Origin of the sequence: Mycolicibacterium sp. TUM20985 (assembly GCF_030295745.1) — a bacterium.
Taxonomy (GTDB): Bacteria; Actinomycetota; Actinomycetes; order Mycobacteriales; family Mycobacteriaceae; genus Mycobacterium.
The window spans coordinates 3,852,036-3,866,656 of record NZ_AP027291.1 but is presented as its reverse complement, the minus strand read 5'-3'; the positions used below and the strand labels follow the sequence as shown (position 1 = coordinate 3,866,656).

The following is a 14,621-nucleotide window of genomic DNA, read 5'->3' as shown; positions in this document are numbered from 1 at the left end:
CATCGACCCGGCGGTATCCTTGACGGGCCATGACCGCCGTCTATCTCGATCACGCTGCCACCACGCCGATGCACCCCGCTGCCATCGAGGCGATGACGGCCGCACTGGCCACGGTCGGCAACGCGTCGTCGCTGCATACGTCGGGCCGGACGGCCCGCCGGCGCATGGAGGAGGCGCGGGAGACGCTGGCCAAACTGCTCGGTGCGCGTCCGTCGGAGATCGTCTTCACTGCGGGTGGCACCGAGAGCGACAATCTCGGGGTCAAGGGCATCTACTGGGCCCGCCGCGATGCGGAGCCCAAGCGTCGCAGGATCATCACCACCCCGATCGAACATCACGCCATCCTCGATGCCGTGGAGTGGCTCGTCGAGCACGAGGGTGCCGAGGTGACCTGGCTGCCGGTCGGTCCCGACGCGTCGGTCACCACCACCGCGCTCCGTCAGGCGCTGGAGGAGCACCGTGATGCCGGAGACGTCGCACTGATCTCCATCATGTGGGCCAACAACGAGGTCGGCACCATCATGCCGATCGCCGAATTGGCTTCGATCGCCGCCGAGTTCGAGGTGCCGATGCACAGTGACGCCATCCAGGCGGTCGGTCAGCTCCCCGTCGACTTCGCGGCCAGCGGCCTGTCCGCCATGAGCATCGCCGCGCACAAGTTCGGCGGACCCGCCGGCGTCGGGGCTCTGCTGCTCCGACGAGACACGGCTTGCGTGCCGCTGCTGCACGGTGGCGGTCAGGAGCGTGACGTACGTTCGGGCACACCGGATGTCGCGGGCACGGTCGCGATGGCGGCGGCGGCCGTGGTGGCGGTCGAGGGCCTCGATGCGAACCGGGCCCGGATCTCGGCGCTGCGGGACAGGTTCATCGACGGCGTGCTGTCGTCCATGGACGACGTCGACCTCAATGGCGCCGACGGCGACGGGCGCCTACCGGGCAACACCCACTTCACCTTTCGCGGCTGCGAGGGCGACGCGCTGCTGATGTTGTTGGACGCCAAGGGAATCGAGTGTTCCACCGGATCGGCGTGCACGGCCGGGGTGGCGCAACCGTCCCACGTCCTGATCGCGATGGGCGCCGACCCGGCGAGCGCGCGCGGCTCGCTGCGATTCTCCCTGGGGCACAACAGTACCGACGCCGACGTCGACGCAACGCTTGCGGTGCTGCCCGCCGCTGTGGACCGGGCCCGGCAGGCCGCATTGGCGAGCGCGGGGCAGAAGTAGCATGCGGGTACTGGTCGCGATGAGCGGCGGGGTCGACTCCTCGGTGGCCGCGGCGCGCATGGTGGACGACGGTCATGACGTGGTCGGCGTGCACCTGGCCCTGTCGTCGGCGCCGGGAACGTTGCGCACCGGGTCCCGCGGATGCTGCTCGAAGGAGGACGCCGGTGACGCCCGCCGCGTCGCGGACATCCTCGACATCCCCTTCTACGTCTGGGATTTCGCCGATCGCTTCAAGGAGGACGTGATAGACGACTTCGTCGCGTCCTATGCGCGTGGCGAGACGCCCAATCCCTGCGTCCGGTGCAACGAGAAGGTCAAGTTCTCGGCGTTGTCGGCCCGCGCGCTGGCGCTGGGGTTCGACGCGATCGCCACCGGCCACTACGCCCGGCTGTCCGGTGGGCGGCTGCGACGCGCCGTCGACTACGACAAGGATCAGTCCTACGTCCTGGGTGTGCTGAACGCCCACCAACTCGCGACCGCGATCTTTCCGATCGGCGACACCCCCAAGCCGCAGATCCGTGAAGAGGCGGCCCGACGAGGTCTCGCCGTCGCCGACAAGCCCGACAGCCACGACATCTGCTTCATCCCGTCCGGGGACACCCGCGCGTTCCTCGGGGCGCGCATCGCTGTCCGTCGGGGTGCGGTGGTCGATGCCGGTGGCACGGTGCTGGCCGAACACGACGGTGTGCACGGGTTCACGATCGGCCAGCGCAAGGGTCTCGGCATCGCAGGACCGGGGCCCGACGGCCGGCCCAGGTACGTGACCTCGATCGACGCCCAGAGCGGCACGGTGCACGTCGGCGCCGCCGATGATCTCGACGTCTGGAGGCTGGTGGGGGAGCGCCCGGTGTTCACGGCGGGTTCGCCGCTGGTCGGACCCGTCGAGTGCGAGGTTCAGGTGCGCGCCCACGGCGGCATCGCCCAGGCGGTGGCGGAGGTGGACGGCGACACGCTCGTCACCAAGCTTCGCGGCCCGATTCGTGGGGTCGCGGCCGGGCAGACCATGGTGCTGTACCGGACGGACCCCGAGGGTGACGAGGTCATCGCGAGCGCCACGATCGCCGTCGCAGACCACCGACGCTAACCGGGGATGCGCTCGAGGATGTTCGTCATGACGATGCCGGGCACCGACGCCGGATAGGCGCAGAACGTCACCTCGACCAGCACCGCAGACTTCAGCTGGTAGTCGCGACCGCACTCACTGCTGGTGCGGGTGCGCACGCCGTCGGTGGTGGTCGTCCAGTCACCGACGTACCCGGACGTCGACGCTGCGCAGGCGTCCACCCGATCGATAAGGCCATCGAGCGTGCGCCGGGCCACGGCGACGTCGCGGTAGCCGGCCGCGCCCTGGGAGATCAGCGCGCCCTTCGGCGGATTCTGATAGGTCGTCTTGTGGAACTCCTCGACTTCCGGCCCGAACGTTTGGGTCTCGGCGAAGATCCAGGCGCACGCCGCGGGCACGCGGTCGGCGAAGGCGTCGACGTCCACGGGAAACTTGCCGTCCATGCTGGGGATGATCGTCAGATCGTCACCGGCGCCGGTGATGGCCCGCATCTGGGACTGCTCGAGCAGAACGCCGTCCACGTCGACGGGGGACCGGGACCGATCGTCGAGCCCGGGCGTGGGGCGAACGGCGACACCGATGACCGTCGAGCTGCACGCCACGGTCAGTGCGGCTGCACAGACCGCCAGCAGCAGCCTGGTGGGCGATGCGGGCATGATCGACGGTAACCCTTCCGCCGGTCATCGAATAGTGTTGGCCGCGTGAGCGTTTTCGCCGCGGCAACCGGCGTGGGATCTTGGCCAGGCACGACGGCGCGTCAAGCCGCTGAAGTGGTGGTCGGCGAGCTGCATACACTGACCCACCTCGTGGAGTTGCCGGCCCGGGGGGTCGGGGCCGATCTGATCGGTCGCGCCGGTGCGCTGCTCGTCGACATCGGCATCGACACGGTGCCCCGTGGCTACCGTGTCAGCCCCGGCCGGAGCTCGGTGGTGCGGCGGGCGGCGAGCCTGCTCGACCAGGACGTCGACGCCCTGGAGGAGGCCTGGGAGCGGGCGGGCCTGCGCGGCGGTTCGCGCACGGTCAAGGTCCAGGCGCCCGGGCCGATCACGTTGGCGGCACATCTCGAACTGGCCAATGGGCACCGTGCCATCACCGACGTGGGGGCGGTCCGCGACCTGGCCGGCAGCCTGGCCGAGGGCATCGCCCGACACCGCGCCGAGATCGCGCGACGGCTGGATGTACCGGTCGTGGTGCAACTCGACGAACCGTCGCTGCCCGCCGCGCTGGCCGGCCGGCTGACCGGGGTGAGTAGCTTCTCGCCGGTGCATCCGGTGGACGAATCGTTGGCGCAGAGCCTGCTCGACGAGTGCGTGGCGACCGTCGGCGGCGAGGTCGTCATGCACTGTTGCGCGCCAAACCTACCGTGGAACACATTGCGGCGCAGCGCCTTTGCTGCGGTGTCGGTTGACGTAGCCACTCTGACCGCAGCAGACCTCGACGGGATCGGCGAGTTCGTGGAATCCGGTCGCGTGGTGATGCTCGGGGTCATTGCGGTGCAGGCCCCGGACCGCCAACCCTCGCCGCATGACGTGGCGAAGGCGGCCGCGACGATCACCGACCGGCTCGGCTTCGCGCGTGCGGTGTTGCGCGACCGCATCGGCGTCACGCCGGCCTGCGGTCTCGCCGGGGCAACGGAGCAGTGGGCGAGGACTGCCATCGAACTGGCGCAGAAGGGTGCCGACGGGATCGCCGAGGATCCCAGCGGGGTGTAGGTCCGTGGCCAAGGCCGCGGTGTCCTCGCCGTCCTATGGAGTCCGTAGGTCCTTGCGGAGGATCTTGCCCGAGGCGGATTTCGGAATCGCCTCGATGAAGGCCACCTGGCGGACCTTCTTGTACGGGGCCACGTGGTCGGCGACGAACTCCATCACCTCGTCTTCGGTCAGTTCGGTACCGGATAGCTTGACCACGAACGCCTTCGGGATCTCCTCGCCGGAGTTCGAGTCGGTCACACCGATGACAGCGGCGTCGGCGATGCCGGGATGGGTCAGGAGTACCGCTTCCAGTTCGGCCGGTGGTACCTGGTAGCCCTTGTACTTGATGAGCTCCTTGAGCCGATCGACGATGTAGACGCACCCCGTCGAGTCCACCCGCGCCACGTCGCCGGTGTGGAGGAAGCCGTCGTCGTCGACGGTGTCGCGGGTGGCCTCGTCGTTGCCGAGGTACCCCGCCATGACGTTCGGGCCCTTGAACCAGAGCTCGCCCGGTTCGCTGAGTCCCTCTGTCGGAGGGTTGATTTCAGCGCCGGTGGCGGGGTCGACGATCTTGCTGACGGCGTTCGGGACCGTCCATCCGCACGAGGCCAGCGGCGCGACCGGCCCGACCAGTTCCCGCCCGCCGTCGGACGGCGTGATGTGGCTGACGGGGCTCAACTCGCTCATGCCGTACCCCTGCACGACCCGGCAGTCCAGCCGCCGCGCGACGGCGTTGCCGAGATCCTCGTCGAGGGGAGCGGCGCCCGACATGATGCTCCGCAGGCTCGACAGGTCGTAAGAGTCGACCGCCGGGTGCTTGGCGAGGGCCACGGCGACGGGAGGTGCGATGAACGCGAACGTGCACCGGTGGTTCTGGATGTTGCCGAGGAAGCCCTCGAGATCGAAGCTCGACATGATGACCAGTCGCGCGCGTGCGTGCAGGGCGGCATTGAGCAGCACCGTCATGCCGTAGATGTGGAAGAACGGGAGCACGGCCAGAATGCGGTCGTCCGGCTGCATGCCCTGCAGTGGCCGGATCTGTGCCACGTTGGCCACCAGGTTGCGATGGGTGAGCATCACCCCCTTGGGATTGCCCGTCGTGCCCGAGCTGTACGGCAGCACCGCGAGGTGGGTGGCGGGGTCGAAGGTCACGTCTGGAGCGGGCAGGCCGGGCCCGAGCAGGTCGGCGAGATTCGGGTGTCCGTCGACCTGTTGGCCGGGGCCGTCGAGCACCGCGACCCGGTCGTCGGGCAGTCCGCGCGACGCTGCACCTTCGGCGGCCTGCGTCACCAGGGGCGTCACGGTGATCAGCATCGTGGCGCCCGAGTCGGCGAGCTGTTTGGCGATGTCCTTGGCCGTGAAGAGCGCATTGATCGTGGTCGCCGTGGCGCCCGCTCGAAGGATGCCGTGGAAGGCGATGGTGAACGCCGAACTGTTGGGCGCCAACAGTCCGACGACGTCGCCGACGCCGATGCCGCGCGCGGCGAGCGCTCCGGCGAACGCGTCGATGCGGGCGATCATCTCGGCATACGTCGTTTCGGATCCGGACGTCGCATCGACCAGTGCGACGCGGTCGGAATCAGCGTCCTCGGCAGCGAAGAGGTAGTCGTAGACGCTGGTGGCGGGAATCGTGACCTGGGGGAAGGGGCTGGAGAAACTCATCGTGCCTCCGATCGAACCATGACCGTCGATTGCTGAGTCGGCTACTGCTGTCGGTTGGCCCCGAGAGCCTTGATCAATCGCGCCGGTGCGACCAATCGAAACGACGCGTCGATCAGTTCGCGGACCTCGTCCCAGTCGACGTCGGCGGCCGTGAAGTCCAGACCGAGCCAGCCCGAGGGACCCAGGTAGGCGGGACGGAAGAAGCGTCGGTCCTGGGCCAGCGCCACCCGGTCCGAATCGTCGACCTTGACCAGGAGGCAGTGCGGAACGGCCGTCATCCGGCCCGTCTCCTTGGAGCTGCCGCCGTACATCGCGAACATCTTGGAGACGAAGAAGCCGGGCCTGCCGTGGGACACCTTCTCGTACGCCTCGGGGTAGGCCAGTGCGATGGCGCGCACCTCGGCCAGCCCGGGATCGTCCTCGCGGAACATGATCGGGTGCGGCACCCGGGCAGTCTATCGGCGGTCATCGGGCCTGTCGGGCACCTCCGATAACCTGCCAAGGTGAGCTCACCTGACGCCGACGTCCGTCGCGAGTGGCAGCAGCTGGCCGACGAGGTCCGGAGCCACCAGTTCCGGTACTACGTCAAGGACGCACCGATCGTCTCCGACGGGGAGTTCGACCGGCTGCTCGGTGAGCTGACGGCGCTGGAGGAGCGCTACCCCGAGCTCCGCACCCCCGACTCACCCACGCAGCTGGTCGGCGGGGCCGGCTTCGCCACCGACTTCAGCTCGGCCGACCACCTCGAGCGAATGTTGAGTCTCGACAACGTCTTCAACCCCGAGGAGCTCATCGCGTGGGCCACCCGGCTGACCGGAGAGGTCGGCGCCGATCCAGAGTTCCTGTGCGAGCTGAAGATCGACGGCGTCGCGCTGGCACTGGTGTACCGCGACGGCGTCCTGACCCGAGCCGCCACCCGCGGTGACGGACGCACCGGTGAGGACGTGACCTTGAACGCCCGGACCATCGACGGCATCCCCGAACGCCTGACGCACCACGACGACTACCCCGTGCCGAGTGTGCTGGAGGTGCGCGGTGAGGTCTTCTTCCGGCTCGCCGACTTCGAGGATCTCAACGCGGGTCTCGTCGCAGAGGGCAAGGCGCCCTTCGCCAATCCCCGCAACAGCGCGGCGGGTTCGCTGCGACAGAAGAATCCGGCGGTCACCGCCCGACGCAACCTCCACATGATCTGCCACGGCCTCGGCCGCACCGAGGGCTTCACGCCCGTCACCCTCCACGACGCCTACCTCGCACTCAAGGCGTGGGGCCTGCCGGTGTCCGACCACACCACCCGCGTCACGGGCATCCACGCCGTGGCCGAGCGCGTCGTCTACTGGGGTGAGCATCGCCACGACGTCGAACACGAAATCGATGGTGTCGTCGTCAAGGTGGACGACGTGGCGCTGCAACGCCGACTGGGCGCCACGTCGCGCGCGCCGCGGTGGGCGATCGCCTACAAGTATCCGCCCGAGGAAGCCACCACGAAGCTGCTCGACATCCGGGTCAACGTCGGCCGCACCGGTCGCGTCACACCGTTCGCCTACATGGAACCGGTGAAGATCGCCGGGTCCACGGTCGGGCTCGCGACGCTGCACAACGCCTCCGAGGTCACCCGCAAGGGCGTGCTCATCGGCGACACCGTCGTCATCCGCAAGGCCGGTGACGTCATCCCCGAGGTGCTCGGACCGGTCGTCGAAGTGCGCGACGGCACCGAGCGTGCGTTCCAGATGCCGACGACCTGCCCCGAATGCGGCACCACGCTGGCCCCCGCCAAGGAGGGCGATGCGGACATCCGCTGTCCGAACTCGCGCACGTGTCCAGCCCAGTTGCGCGAGCGCGTCTTCCACGTCGCGGGTCGTGGCGCCTTCGACATCGAGGGACTGGGTTATGAGGCCGCCATCGCGCTTTTGCAGGCGGGGGTGATCACCGACGAAGGTGACCTCTTCACGCTGGCCGCCGACGACCTGCTGCGCACCGATCTGTTCACCACGCAGAAGGGCGAGATCTCGGCCAACGGCAAGCGCCTGCTCGGAAATCTCGGCAAGGCCAAGCAGCAGCCGTTGTGGCGGGTGTTGGTGGCGTTGTCCATCCGGCACGTCGGGCCGACCGCCGCCCGGGCCCTGGCCAGTGAGTTCGGCAGTCTGGACGCGATCGAGGCGGCGACCGAGGAGCAGCTCGCCGCCAGCGAGGGAGTCGGCCCCACCATCGCCGCCGCGGTCATCGATTGGTTCACCGTCGACTGGCACCGCGCCATCGTCGACAAGTGGCGTGCGGCGGGTGTGCGGATGCACGACGAACGCGACGCCAGCATCCCGCGGACGCTGGAGGGTCTGTCCATCGTCGTGACGGGATCGCTTGCCGGGTTCTCCCGCGACGAGGCCAAGGAGGCCATCCTCGTGCGAGGCGGCAAGGCTGCTGGTTCCGTGTCGAAGAAGACCGCCTACGTCGTCGCCGGCGACGCGCCAGGAACCAAGTACGACAAGGCAATCGAGCTCGGCGTGCCGATCCTGGACGAGGAGGGTTTCCGGCGGCTGCTGGCGGACGGGCCGGATCACGGCTGAGTCCGAAGGGTTTGTCCGGGCCGAGCAGGGGAATCCGACCGGGACCCCAACCAGGAGGATTCCCATGGCGATCTGCGATACCTGCGGCAACCACTACGACAAGGCCTTCACGGTGACCTGGCACGACGGGCGCACCGCAACGTTCGACAGCGTGGAGTGCGCCGCGGCCCAGCTGGCGCCGGAATGCGCGCACTGCGGCTGCCGAATCCTCGGGCACGGGATCGAGACCGAAGAGGCGATCTTCTGCTGCGCGCACTGCGCCCGCAAGGACTCCAACGCCGACGTCAACGACCGGTATCCGGTGCCCGCGGGCGCCTGAGTCGCTCAGCGCAGGATGGTCGCCACGATGCCCGCGAGGTAACCCAGCCGGGCGACTTCCGACGGCCGGAACGCGGGTCCGCCCGGTCGGCCGAGCATGACCGCCGTGCTCTGATCACCGAGTGGCGCGGCGGCCAGCGTGGTGTCGAAGTCCCGCCATCCCTGCGGTGCCCATTCCGCGGAAGCGTCGAGCGCGACAGCGTGTTCGAGCGGCAGCCACGGCGCGGACTCGGCAGCGGTCTCGGGTGCCCCACTGCTGCTGGCGACCACCTCGAGCCCGGTGGCTCCGAGCCGCACCACCAGGCACCAGCCGACACGCAGGACCTTCGGCGCCTCGTCGGCCAGAACTTGGAGCTTGTCCTGCTTGTGCCCGGCAGCCGCGATGTGGTCGATCAGCTCGAGTTCCCGGTGCGCCTCCAGCAGGCCGGTGTGCGGGCGGATGCTGTCGACGTAGACCCCGTTGAGCTTCTCGGCGGCCGTGATCAGCATGTCGGGCATCGCGCCGGGGGGCAGGTCGACGCACAGGTCGTCGACCGCGTAGCCGGCAGAACGCTCGACGACGTCGAGGGACAGGATGTCCGCGCCCACCGAACCCAGTGCCACGGCTAACGAGCCCAGGCTGCCGGGGCGGTCCTCGAGCTCGACCCGGAGCAGATATGACGGCACGGGCAACACTGTTTCACGGAGGGTGGGAGCGGAGCGACTCGAAACCCTCCGGTCGCGATGACTAGGCTTCGTGGTCGTGTCGCAGATCTCGCGGGACGACGTCGCCCATCTGGCACGTCTGGCCCGACTCACCCTTACCGACGGCGAACTGGACAGCTTCGCCGGCCAGCTCGATGCCATCCTGGAGCACGTCAGCCGGATTCAGGCGGTCGACGTCACCGGGGTCGAGGCCACGGACAACCCCTTGAAGGACGTGAACGTGACCCGGCCCGACGCCGTCGCGCCCAGCCTGACGCAGGAGCAGGCCCTGGCCGCCGCCCCCAATGCCGTCGAGGGACGCTTCGCCGTGCCGCGCATCCTGGGGGAGGAGCAGTGAGCGACCTCGTCCGCCTGGACGCTGCAACGCTTGGCGCCAAGATCGCGAACAAGGAGGTCAGCTCGACGGAGGTGACCCAGGCTCACCTCGACCAGATCGCCGAGACCGACGACCGGTACCACGCGTTCCTGCACGTCGCGGCCGACGAGGCGCTGGCCCAGGCGGGCCGGATCGACGCGGCAGTCGCCGCCGGGGAGGCGCTGCCGTCGCCGCTGGCCGGGGTGCCGCTCGCGCTCAAGGACGTCTTCACCACCGTGGACATGCCCACCACCTGCGGCTCCAAGATCCTCGAGGGCTGGCGTTCCCCCTACGACGCGACGGTGACCGCGCGACTGCGGGCAGCGGGCATCCCGATCCTTGGCAAGACCAACATGGACGAGTTCGCGATGGGCAGCTCGACCGAGAACTCCGCCTACGGGCCCACCCGCAACCCGTGGAACGTCGAGCGCGTTCCCGGCGGCTCGGGTGGCGGCAGTGCCGCAGCCCTGGCCTCCTTCCAGGCACCGCTGGCGATGGGCTCCGACACCGGCGGGTCCATCCGCCAGCCCGCCGCGCTGACCGCCACCGTCGGCGTGAAGCCGACGTACGGGACGGTGTCGCGCTACGGCCTCATCGCCTGCGCCTCGTCGCTGGATCAAGGCGGACCGTGTGCGCGCACCGTGCTCGACACGGCGCTGCTGCACCAGGTCGTCGCCGGCCACGACCCACGCGATTCGACCTCGGTGGAGGCCGCGGTGCCCGACGTCGTGGCGGCGGCCCGAGCTGGCGCGGTGGGGGATCTCACAGGCGTTCGCGTCGGCGTCGTGAAGCAGCTGCGCAGCGGCGAGGGTTACCAGCCGGGGGTGCTGGCGTCGTTCAACGCCGCTGTCGACCAGCTCGCCGAACTCGGGGCGGAGGTCACCGAGGTGGACTGCCCGAACTTCGACCACTCCATGGCGGCCTACTACCTGATCCTGCCGTCGGAGGTGTCGAGCAACCTGGCCCGCTTCGACGCGATGCGCTACGGGCTGAGGGTCGGCGATGACGGCACGCACAGTGCCGAAGAAGTAATGGCGATGACCCGGGCCGCTGGCTTCGGACCAGAAGTGAAGCGTCGCATCATGATTGGTACCTACGCGCTGTCGGCGGGTTACTACGACGCGTACTACAACCAGGCGCAGAAGGTCCGGACGCTGATCGCCCAGGACCTCGAGCGGGCTTATGGCGACGTCGACGTGCTCATCTCACCCGCCACCCCCACGACAGCCTTCCCGCTCGGGGAGAAGGTCGACGACCCCCTCGCGATGTACCTGTTCGATTTGTGCACGCTGCCCTTGAACCTCGCCGGGCACTGCGGGATGTCGGTGCCCTCGGGGCTCTCTGCAGACGACGGCCTGCCCGTCGGCCTGCAGATCATGGCACCCGCGCTGGCCGATGACCGGCTGTACCGCGTCGGTGCCGCCTACGAAGCAGCGCGCGGTCCGCTGCCAACGGCGATCTGACGGGGGAAGATAAGCGCATGCGCATTGGAGTGCTCACCGGAGGCGGCGACTGTCCTGGCCTGAACGCGGTCATCCGGGCCGTGGTGCGGACGTGCGACGTTCGGTACAAGTCCTCGGTCGTCGGGTTCCTCGACGGTTGGCGCGGTCTCCTCGAAGACCGCCGCATCCAGCTGGCCAATGACGACCGCAACGACAGGTTGCTCGGCAAGGGCGGCACCATCCTCGGCACCGCGCGGGTGAACCCCGACAAGCTGCGCGCGGGCCTCGACCAGATCAAGCAGACGATGGAGGACAACGGCATCGACGTGCTGATCCCCATCGGCGGCGAGGGCACACTGACCGCGGCGCACTGGCTGTCGGAGGAGAACGTCCCCGTCGTGGGCGTCCCGAAGACCATCGACAACGACATCGACTGCACCGACGTGACGTTCGGCCACGACACGGCGCTCCAGGTCGCCAGCGACGCCATCGACCGCCTGCACAGCACGGCGGAATCCCATCAGCGGGTGATGCTCGTCGAGGTCATGGGCCGTCACGCCGGGTGGATTGCGCTGAACGCCGGGCTGGCGTCGGGTGCTCACATGACGCTGATTCCCGAGCAGCCGTTCGACGTCGAAGAGGTCTGCCGGCTGATCAAACAGCGCTTCGTGCGCGGCGATTCGCACTTCATCTGCGTGGTCGCCGAGGGCGCCATGCCCGCCGAGGGCTCGATGATGTTGCGGGACGGCGGAATCGACGAGTTCGGGCATGTGAAGTTCACCGGCGTGGCCCATCAGCTCGGAGTCGAGATCGAGAAGCGGATCAAGAAGGAAGTGCGCACCACGGTGCTCGGCCACGTGCAGCGCGGCGGCACCCCGACCGCCTATGACCGCGTGCTGGCCACCCGGTTCGGCGTCAATGCGGCCGACGCCGCCCACTCCGGGGAGTACGGGATGATGGTGTCCCTGCGCGGTCAGGAGATCGGCCGGGTGCCGTTGGCCGAGGCCGTCAAGCAGTTGAAGCTGGTGCCGCAGGGCCGGTACGACGACGCCGCCGAGTTCTTCGGCTGACCCCGCCAGTTTCCCCGCGAGCAGACGCAAAAGGCCCTCGATGGGCCCGTTTCAGGGCCTTTTGCGTCTGCTCGCGGGGAGGGTGGACCCACTAACTAGGATTGCCTCATGACTGTCGCCTCCGCTGAACTGCTCGATTACGACGAGGTCATGGCCCGCTACGACCCCGTGATGGGCATGGAGGTCCACGTCGAACTGTCGACCGCGACCAAGATGTTCTGCGGCTGCGCCAACCAGTTCGGCGCCGAACCCAACACCCAGGTATGCCCGGTGTGCTTGGGGCTGCCCGGCGCGCTGCCCGTGGTCAACTCCTCGGCCGTCGAGTCCGCGATCCGCATCGGGCTCGCGCTGAACTGCGACATCGCGCCGTGGGGGCGGTTCGCCCGCAAGAACTACTTCTACCCCGATCAGCCGAAGAACTACCAGATCAGCCAGTACGACGAACCCATCGCGATCAACGGATACCTCGACGCCCCGCTCGACGACGGCACCACGTGGCGAGTGGAGATCGAGCGCGCGCACATGGAGGAGGACACCGGCAAGCTGACGCACCTCGGCAGCGTCACCGGTCGCATCGCGGGCGCCACCACGTCGCTCCTCGACTTCAACCGGGCCGGCGTGCCACTGGTCGAGATCGTCACCAAGCCCATCGAGGGTGCGGGCGCTCGAGCCCCGGAGATCGCCCGTGCCTACGTCACCGCGCTGCGGGATCTGCTGCGGGGGCTGGACGTCTCCGACGTGCGGATGGACCAGGGTTCGATGCGCTGCGACGCCAACCTGTCCCTCAGGCCGATCGGCCGAGCCGAGTTCGGCACCCGCACCGAGACGAAGAACGTGAACTCCCTCAAGAGTGTCGAGGTCGCCGTTCGCTACGAAATGCGCCGGCAGGCAGCCATCTTGGAGGCCGGCGGCGAGATCGTTCAGGAGACGAGGCACTTCCACGAGGACGGCTACACCAGCGCGGGCCGTCGCAAGGAGACCGCGGAGGACTACAGGTACTTTCCGGAGCCCGACCTGGAGCCGGTCGCGCCGAGCGCCGAGCTCGTCGAGCAGTTGCGCGGCACCATTCCCGAGCTACCGTGGTTGCAGCGCAACAGGATTCAGCAGGACTGGGGAATCTCCGACGAGGTCATGCGCGACCTGGTGAACAATGGCGTCATCGATCTGGTCACCGCGACGGTCGCCGCCGGCGCCTCGAGCGAGGCCGCCCGGGCCTGGTGGGGAAACTTCTTGGTGCAGAAGGCCAATGAAGCCGGAGTGAGCGCAGCCGACCTCGCCATCACGCCGCCTCAGGTCGCCGCGGTGGTGAAGTTGGTCGACGAGGGCAAGCTGTCGAACAAGCTGGCGCGCCAGGTGATCGAGGGCGTGCTGGCGGGCGAGGGGGAACCCGATCAGGTGATGGCCGACCGCGGGCTGGCGGTCGTCCGCGACGATTCGGTGATCCAGGCGGCGGTCGACGAGGCACTGGCCGCCAACCCCGGCATCGCCGACAAGATTCGCGGTGGCAAGGTGCAGGCGGCAGGGGCCGTGGTCGGTGCCGTCATGAAGGCCACCAAGGGTCAGGCCGACGCCGCGCGGGTCAGGGAACTGGTCCTGGCCGCCTGTGGCGTCGAAGGATGACCGGAACGCACTCAGCGACGCCGTGACGACTGGGGCGCGCGAGGCTTGACGAAGAACGGGCGTCGCGGCCGCAGATCCGGTCGCCATGCCGGGGCCCCGGCTGCCGACCACCACGTGGCGAGCCGTGGCTTGGACGGCCGTACCGCGAAGTCGACGGCGAGGTTCTGGCTATGTGGCAGCGCTGGACCCGAGAGCCGGTTGCCGGAATGGTTCTCGCCGGTATCCACGTGATAGATCGCACCTTCGAACGGGAAGACCTCTAGGACGCGGCCGCGCCGTCTCCACCACTGCAGCGCGTAGCGATGCCCGGCGAGAACTTGTTCCATCACCTCGGTGCCGAAGGCATCGGCGACCGCCGCCTGGGTGGCGTCGACCGCCAAGGTCGGCGGAACGTCGAAGGCGGCGAACGGAATGATGAACGACGTGCCGCAGATTCGGTCCAGCCGACGCCGCCGGGCGTAGGCGTTGCGTCGTCGTGAATAGACGTAACCGCGTTTGACGACCCAACCCGGGCCGCCCGGATGGTCGTGGACGTACGCCGCCACGTCGCGGTGGACGAAGTCGTCGGCGTCGAAGAACATCACGTAGTCGGGGGGCGATGTCCGCAACCAGGCAAGTGCGACACCAGTTTTCGTGCCCTTGTCCCAGATGGCCGCGCTCGGGCCGGTACCCGGAGCACGAATTGGTGACGGCGGATCGAAGTCGACCTCGATGAAGTGCGTTCGCGGTGGCAGCGTGAACCGTGGCCGCTGATTGCCGACGATCACGGTGATGTAGTCGTCGCATGTCTGTTGGGAGATCGACTGCAAGCTGTCCTCGAGCAGCTGCTCGACGTCGGCGTAGTCACTCGAGTTCTCCGGGTGCCGCAAGGTCGTGACGAACGCGAGCATCGTCGTGCCCCCCGGGGCAGT

14 protein-coding genes are annotated in these 14,621 nt (G+C 68.7%); 9 read left to right on the top strand and 5 right to left on the bottom strand.

Translation table 11 applies throughout. The annotated features are described in order from the left end of the window. Window positions 1-29 precede the first annotated feature (29 nt). Together QUE68_RS18965 and mnmA are read left to right on the top strand one after the other, a co-directional pair. Window positions 30-1,223 carry a cysteine desulfurase family protein gene (locus tag QUE68_RS18965; protein WP_284227737.1) on the top strand — a complete coding sequence of 398 codons (1,194 nt, stop codon included), beginning with the start codon at window positions 30-32 and terminating at the stop codon, window positions 1,221-1,223. 1 nt (window position 1,224) lies between these two features. Then, window positions 1,225-2,307, top strand: coding sequence for a tRNA 2-thiouridine(34) synthase MnmA (gene mnmA, locus QUE68_RS18960; protein WP_284227736.1), 1,083 nt, complete (start codon window positions 1,225-1,227; stop codon window positions 2,305-2,307). Here the strand turns inward: mnmA and QUE68_RS18955 are convergent. Beyond that, window positions 2,304-2,942, bottom strand: a complete 639-nt coding sequence (locus QUE68_RS18955) for a sensor domain-containing protein (RefSeq protein WP_284235667.1) — start codon at window positions 2,940-2,942, stop codon at window positions 2,304-2,306. The genes mnmA and QUE68_RS18955 overlap by 4 nt on opposite strands. A 45-nt stretch (window positions 2,943-2,987) precedes the next feature. Between QUE68_RS18955 and QUE68_RS18950 the strand changes: the two genes are divergently transcribed. Next, window positions 2,988-3,998 carry a uroporphyrinogen decarboxylase/cobalamine-independent methonine synthase family protein gene (locus tag QUE68_RS18950; protein WP_284235668.1) on the top strand — a complete coding sequence of 337 codons (1,011 nt, stop codon included), beginning with the start codon at window positions 2,988-2,990 and terminating at the stop codon, window positions 3,996-3,998. Window positions 3,999-4,031: 33 nt separating this feature from the next. On the opposite strand, the gene QUE68_RS18945 is transcribed toward QUE68_RS18950, so the two are convergent. Then, window positions 4,032-5,639, bottom strand: coding sequence for a 4-coumarate--CoA ligase family protein (locus tag QUE68_RS18945; protein ID WP_284235669.1), 1,608 nt, complete (start codon window positions 5,637-5,639; stop codon window positions 4,032-4,034). A gap of 41 nt (window positions 5,640-5,680) precedes the next feature. Continuing rightward, entirely contained in the window at window positions 5,681-6,085 is a 405-nt protein-coding gene (locus QUE68_RS18940) for an MmcQ/YjbR family DNA-binding protein (protein ID WP_284235670.1), read from the bottom strand. A gap of 57 nt (window positions 6,086-6,142) precedes the next feature. Here QUE68_RS18940 and ligA point away from each other — a divergent pair, with 57 nt between their 5' ends. Beyond that, on the top strand, window positions 6,143-8,200 hold the full coding sequence (gene ligA / locus QUE68_RS18935; protein ID WP_284227729.1) for an NAD-dependent DNA ligase LigA: 2,058 nt from the start codon (window positions 6,143-6,145) through the stop codon (window positions 8,198-8,200). A gap of 64 nt (window positions 8,201-8,264) precedes the next feature. Then, window positions 8,265-8,519 carry a hypothetical protein gene (locus QUE68_RS18930; protein ID WP_284227728.1) on the top strand — a complete coding sequence of 85 codons (255 nt, stop codon included), beginning with the start codon at window positions 8,265-8,267 and terminating at the stop codon, window positions 8,517-8,519. A gap of 5 nt (window positions 8,520-8,524) precedes the next feature. On the opposite strand, the gene QUE68_RS18925 is transcribed toward QUE68_RS18930, so the two are convergent. Beyond that, entirely contained in the window at window positions 8,525-9,193 is a 669-nt protein-coding gene (locus QUE68_RS18925) for an ACT domain-containing protein (RefSeq protein ID WP_286274257.1), read from the bottom strand. A 67-nt stretch (window positions 9,194-9,260) separates the two neighbouring features. Here QUE68_RS18925 and gatC point away from each other — a divergent pair, with 67 nt between their 5' ends. From gatC to gatB, 4 genes are all read left to right on the top strand, one after another. Next, window positions 9,261-9,560 (top strand): Asp-tRNA(Asn)/Glu-tRNA(Gln) amidotransferase subunit GatC, encoded by a 300-nt coding sequence (gene gatC, locus QUE68_RS18920; protein ID WP_284227726.1) that lies wholly within the window; start codon window positions 9,261-9,263, stop codon window positions 9,558-9,560. Further along, entirely contained in the window at window positions 9,557-11,041 is a 1,485-nt protein-coding gene (gene gatA / locus QUE68_RS18915) for an Asp-tRNA(Asn)/Glu-tRNA(Gln) amidotransferase subunit GatA (protein WP_284235672.1), read from the top strand. The genes gatC and gatA overlap by 4 nt, the downstream gene beginning before the upstream one ends. 17 nt (window positions 11,042-11,058) lie before the next feature. Beyond that, complete coding sequence (locus QUE68_RS18910) at window positions 11,059-12,090, top strand: ATP-dependent 6-phosphofructokinase (protein ID WP_284227724.1); 1,032 nt, start codon at window positions 11,059-11,061, stop codon at window positions 12,088-12,090. A 108-nt stretch (window positions 12,091-12,198) separates the two neighbouring features. Continuing rightward, window positions 12,199-13,710 carry an Asp-tRNA(Asn)/Glu-tRNA(Gln) amidotransferase subunit GatB gene (gene gatB / locus QUE68_RS18905; protein ID WP_284235673.1) on the top strand — a complete coding sequence of 504 codons (1,512 nt, stop codon included), beginning with the start codon at window positions 12,199-12,201 and terminating at the stop codon, window positions 13,708-13,710. Window positions 13,711-13,721: 11 nt separating this feature from the next. Here the strand turns inward: gatB and QUE68_RS18900 are convergent, their stop codons facing one another. Beyond that, window positions 13,722-14,600 (bottom strand): glycosyltransferase family A protein, encoded by an 879-nt coding sequence (locus QUE68_RS18900; RefSeq protein ID WP_286274256.1) that lies wholly within the window; start codon window positions 14,598-14,600, stop codon window positions 13,722-13,724. Window positions 14,601-14,621: the final 21 nt, after the last annotated feature.

What these genes read in the sequence shown, in the direction of transcription:
- QUE68_RS18930 (WP_284227728.1), top strand. Translation starts at nt 8,265, where the DNA reads ATGGCGATCTGCGATACCTGCGGCAACCACTACGACAAGGCCTTCACG.
- QUE68_RS18900 (WP_286274256.1), bottom strand. Translation starts at nt 14,600, where the DNA reads ATGCTCGCGTTCGTCACGACCTTGCGGCACCCGGAGAACTCGAGTGAC.
- QUE68_RS18955 (WP_284235667.1), bottom strand. Translation starts at nt 2,942, where the DNA reads ATGCCCGCATCGCCCACCAGGCTGCTGCTGGCGGTCTGTGCAGCCGCA.
- mnmA (WP_284227736.1), top strand. Translation starts at nt 1,225, where the DNA reads ATGCGGGTACTGGTCGCGATGAGCGGCGGGGTCGACTCCTCGGTGGCC.
- QUE68_RS18945 (WP_284235669.1), bottom strand. Translation starts at nt 5,639, where the DNA reads ATGAGTTTCTCCAGCCCCTTCCCCCAGGTCACGATTCCCGCCACCAGC.
- QUE68_RS18965 (WP_284227737.1), top strand. Translation starts at nt 30, where the DNA reads ATGACCGCCGTCTATCTCGATCACGCTGCCACCACGCCGATGCACCCC.
- QUE68_RS18910 (WP_284227724.1), top strand. Translation starts at nt 11,059, where the DNA reads ATGCGCATTGGAGTGCTCACCGGAGGCGGCGACTGTCCTGGCCTGAAC.
- gatB (WP_284235673.1), top strand. Translation starts at nt 12,199, where the DNA reads ATGACTGTCGCCTCCGCTGAACTGCTCGATTACGACGAGGTCATGGCC.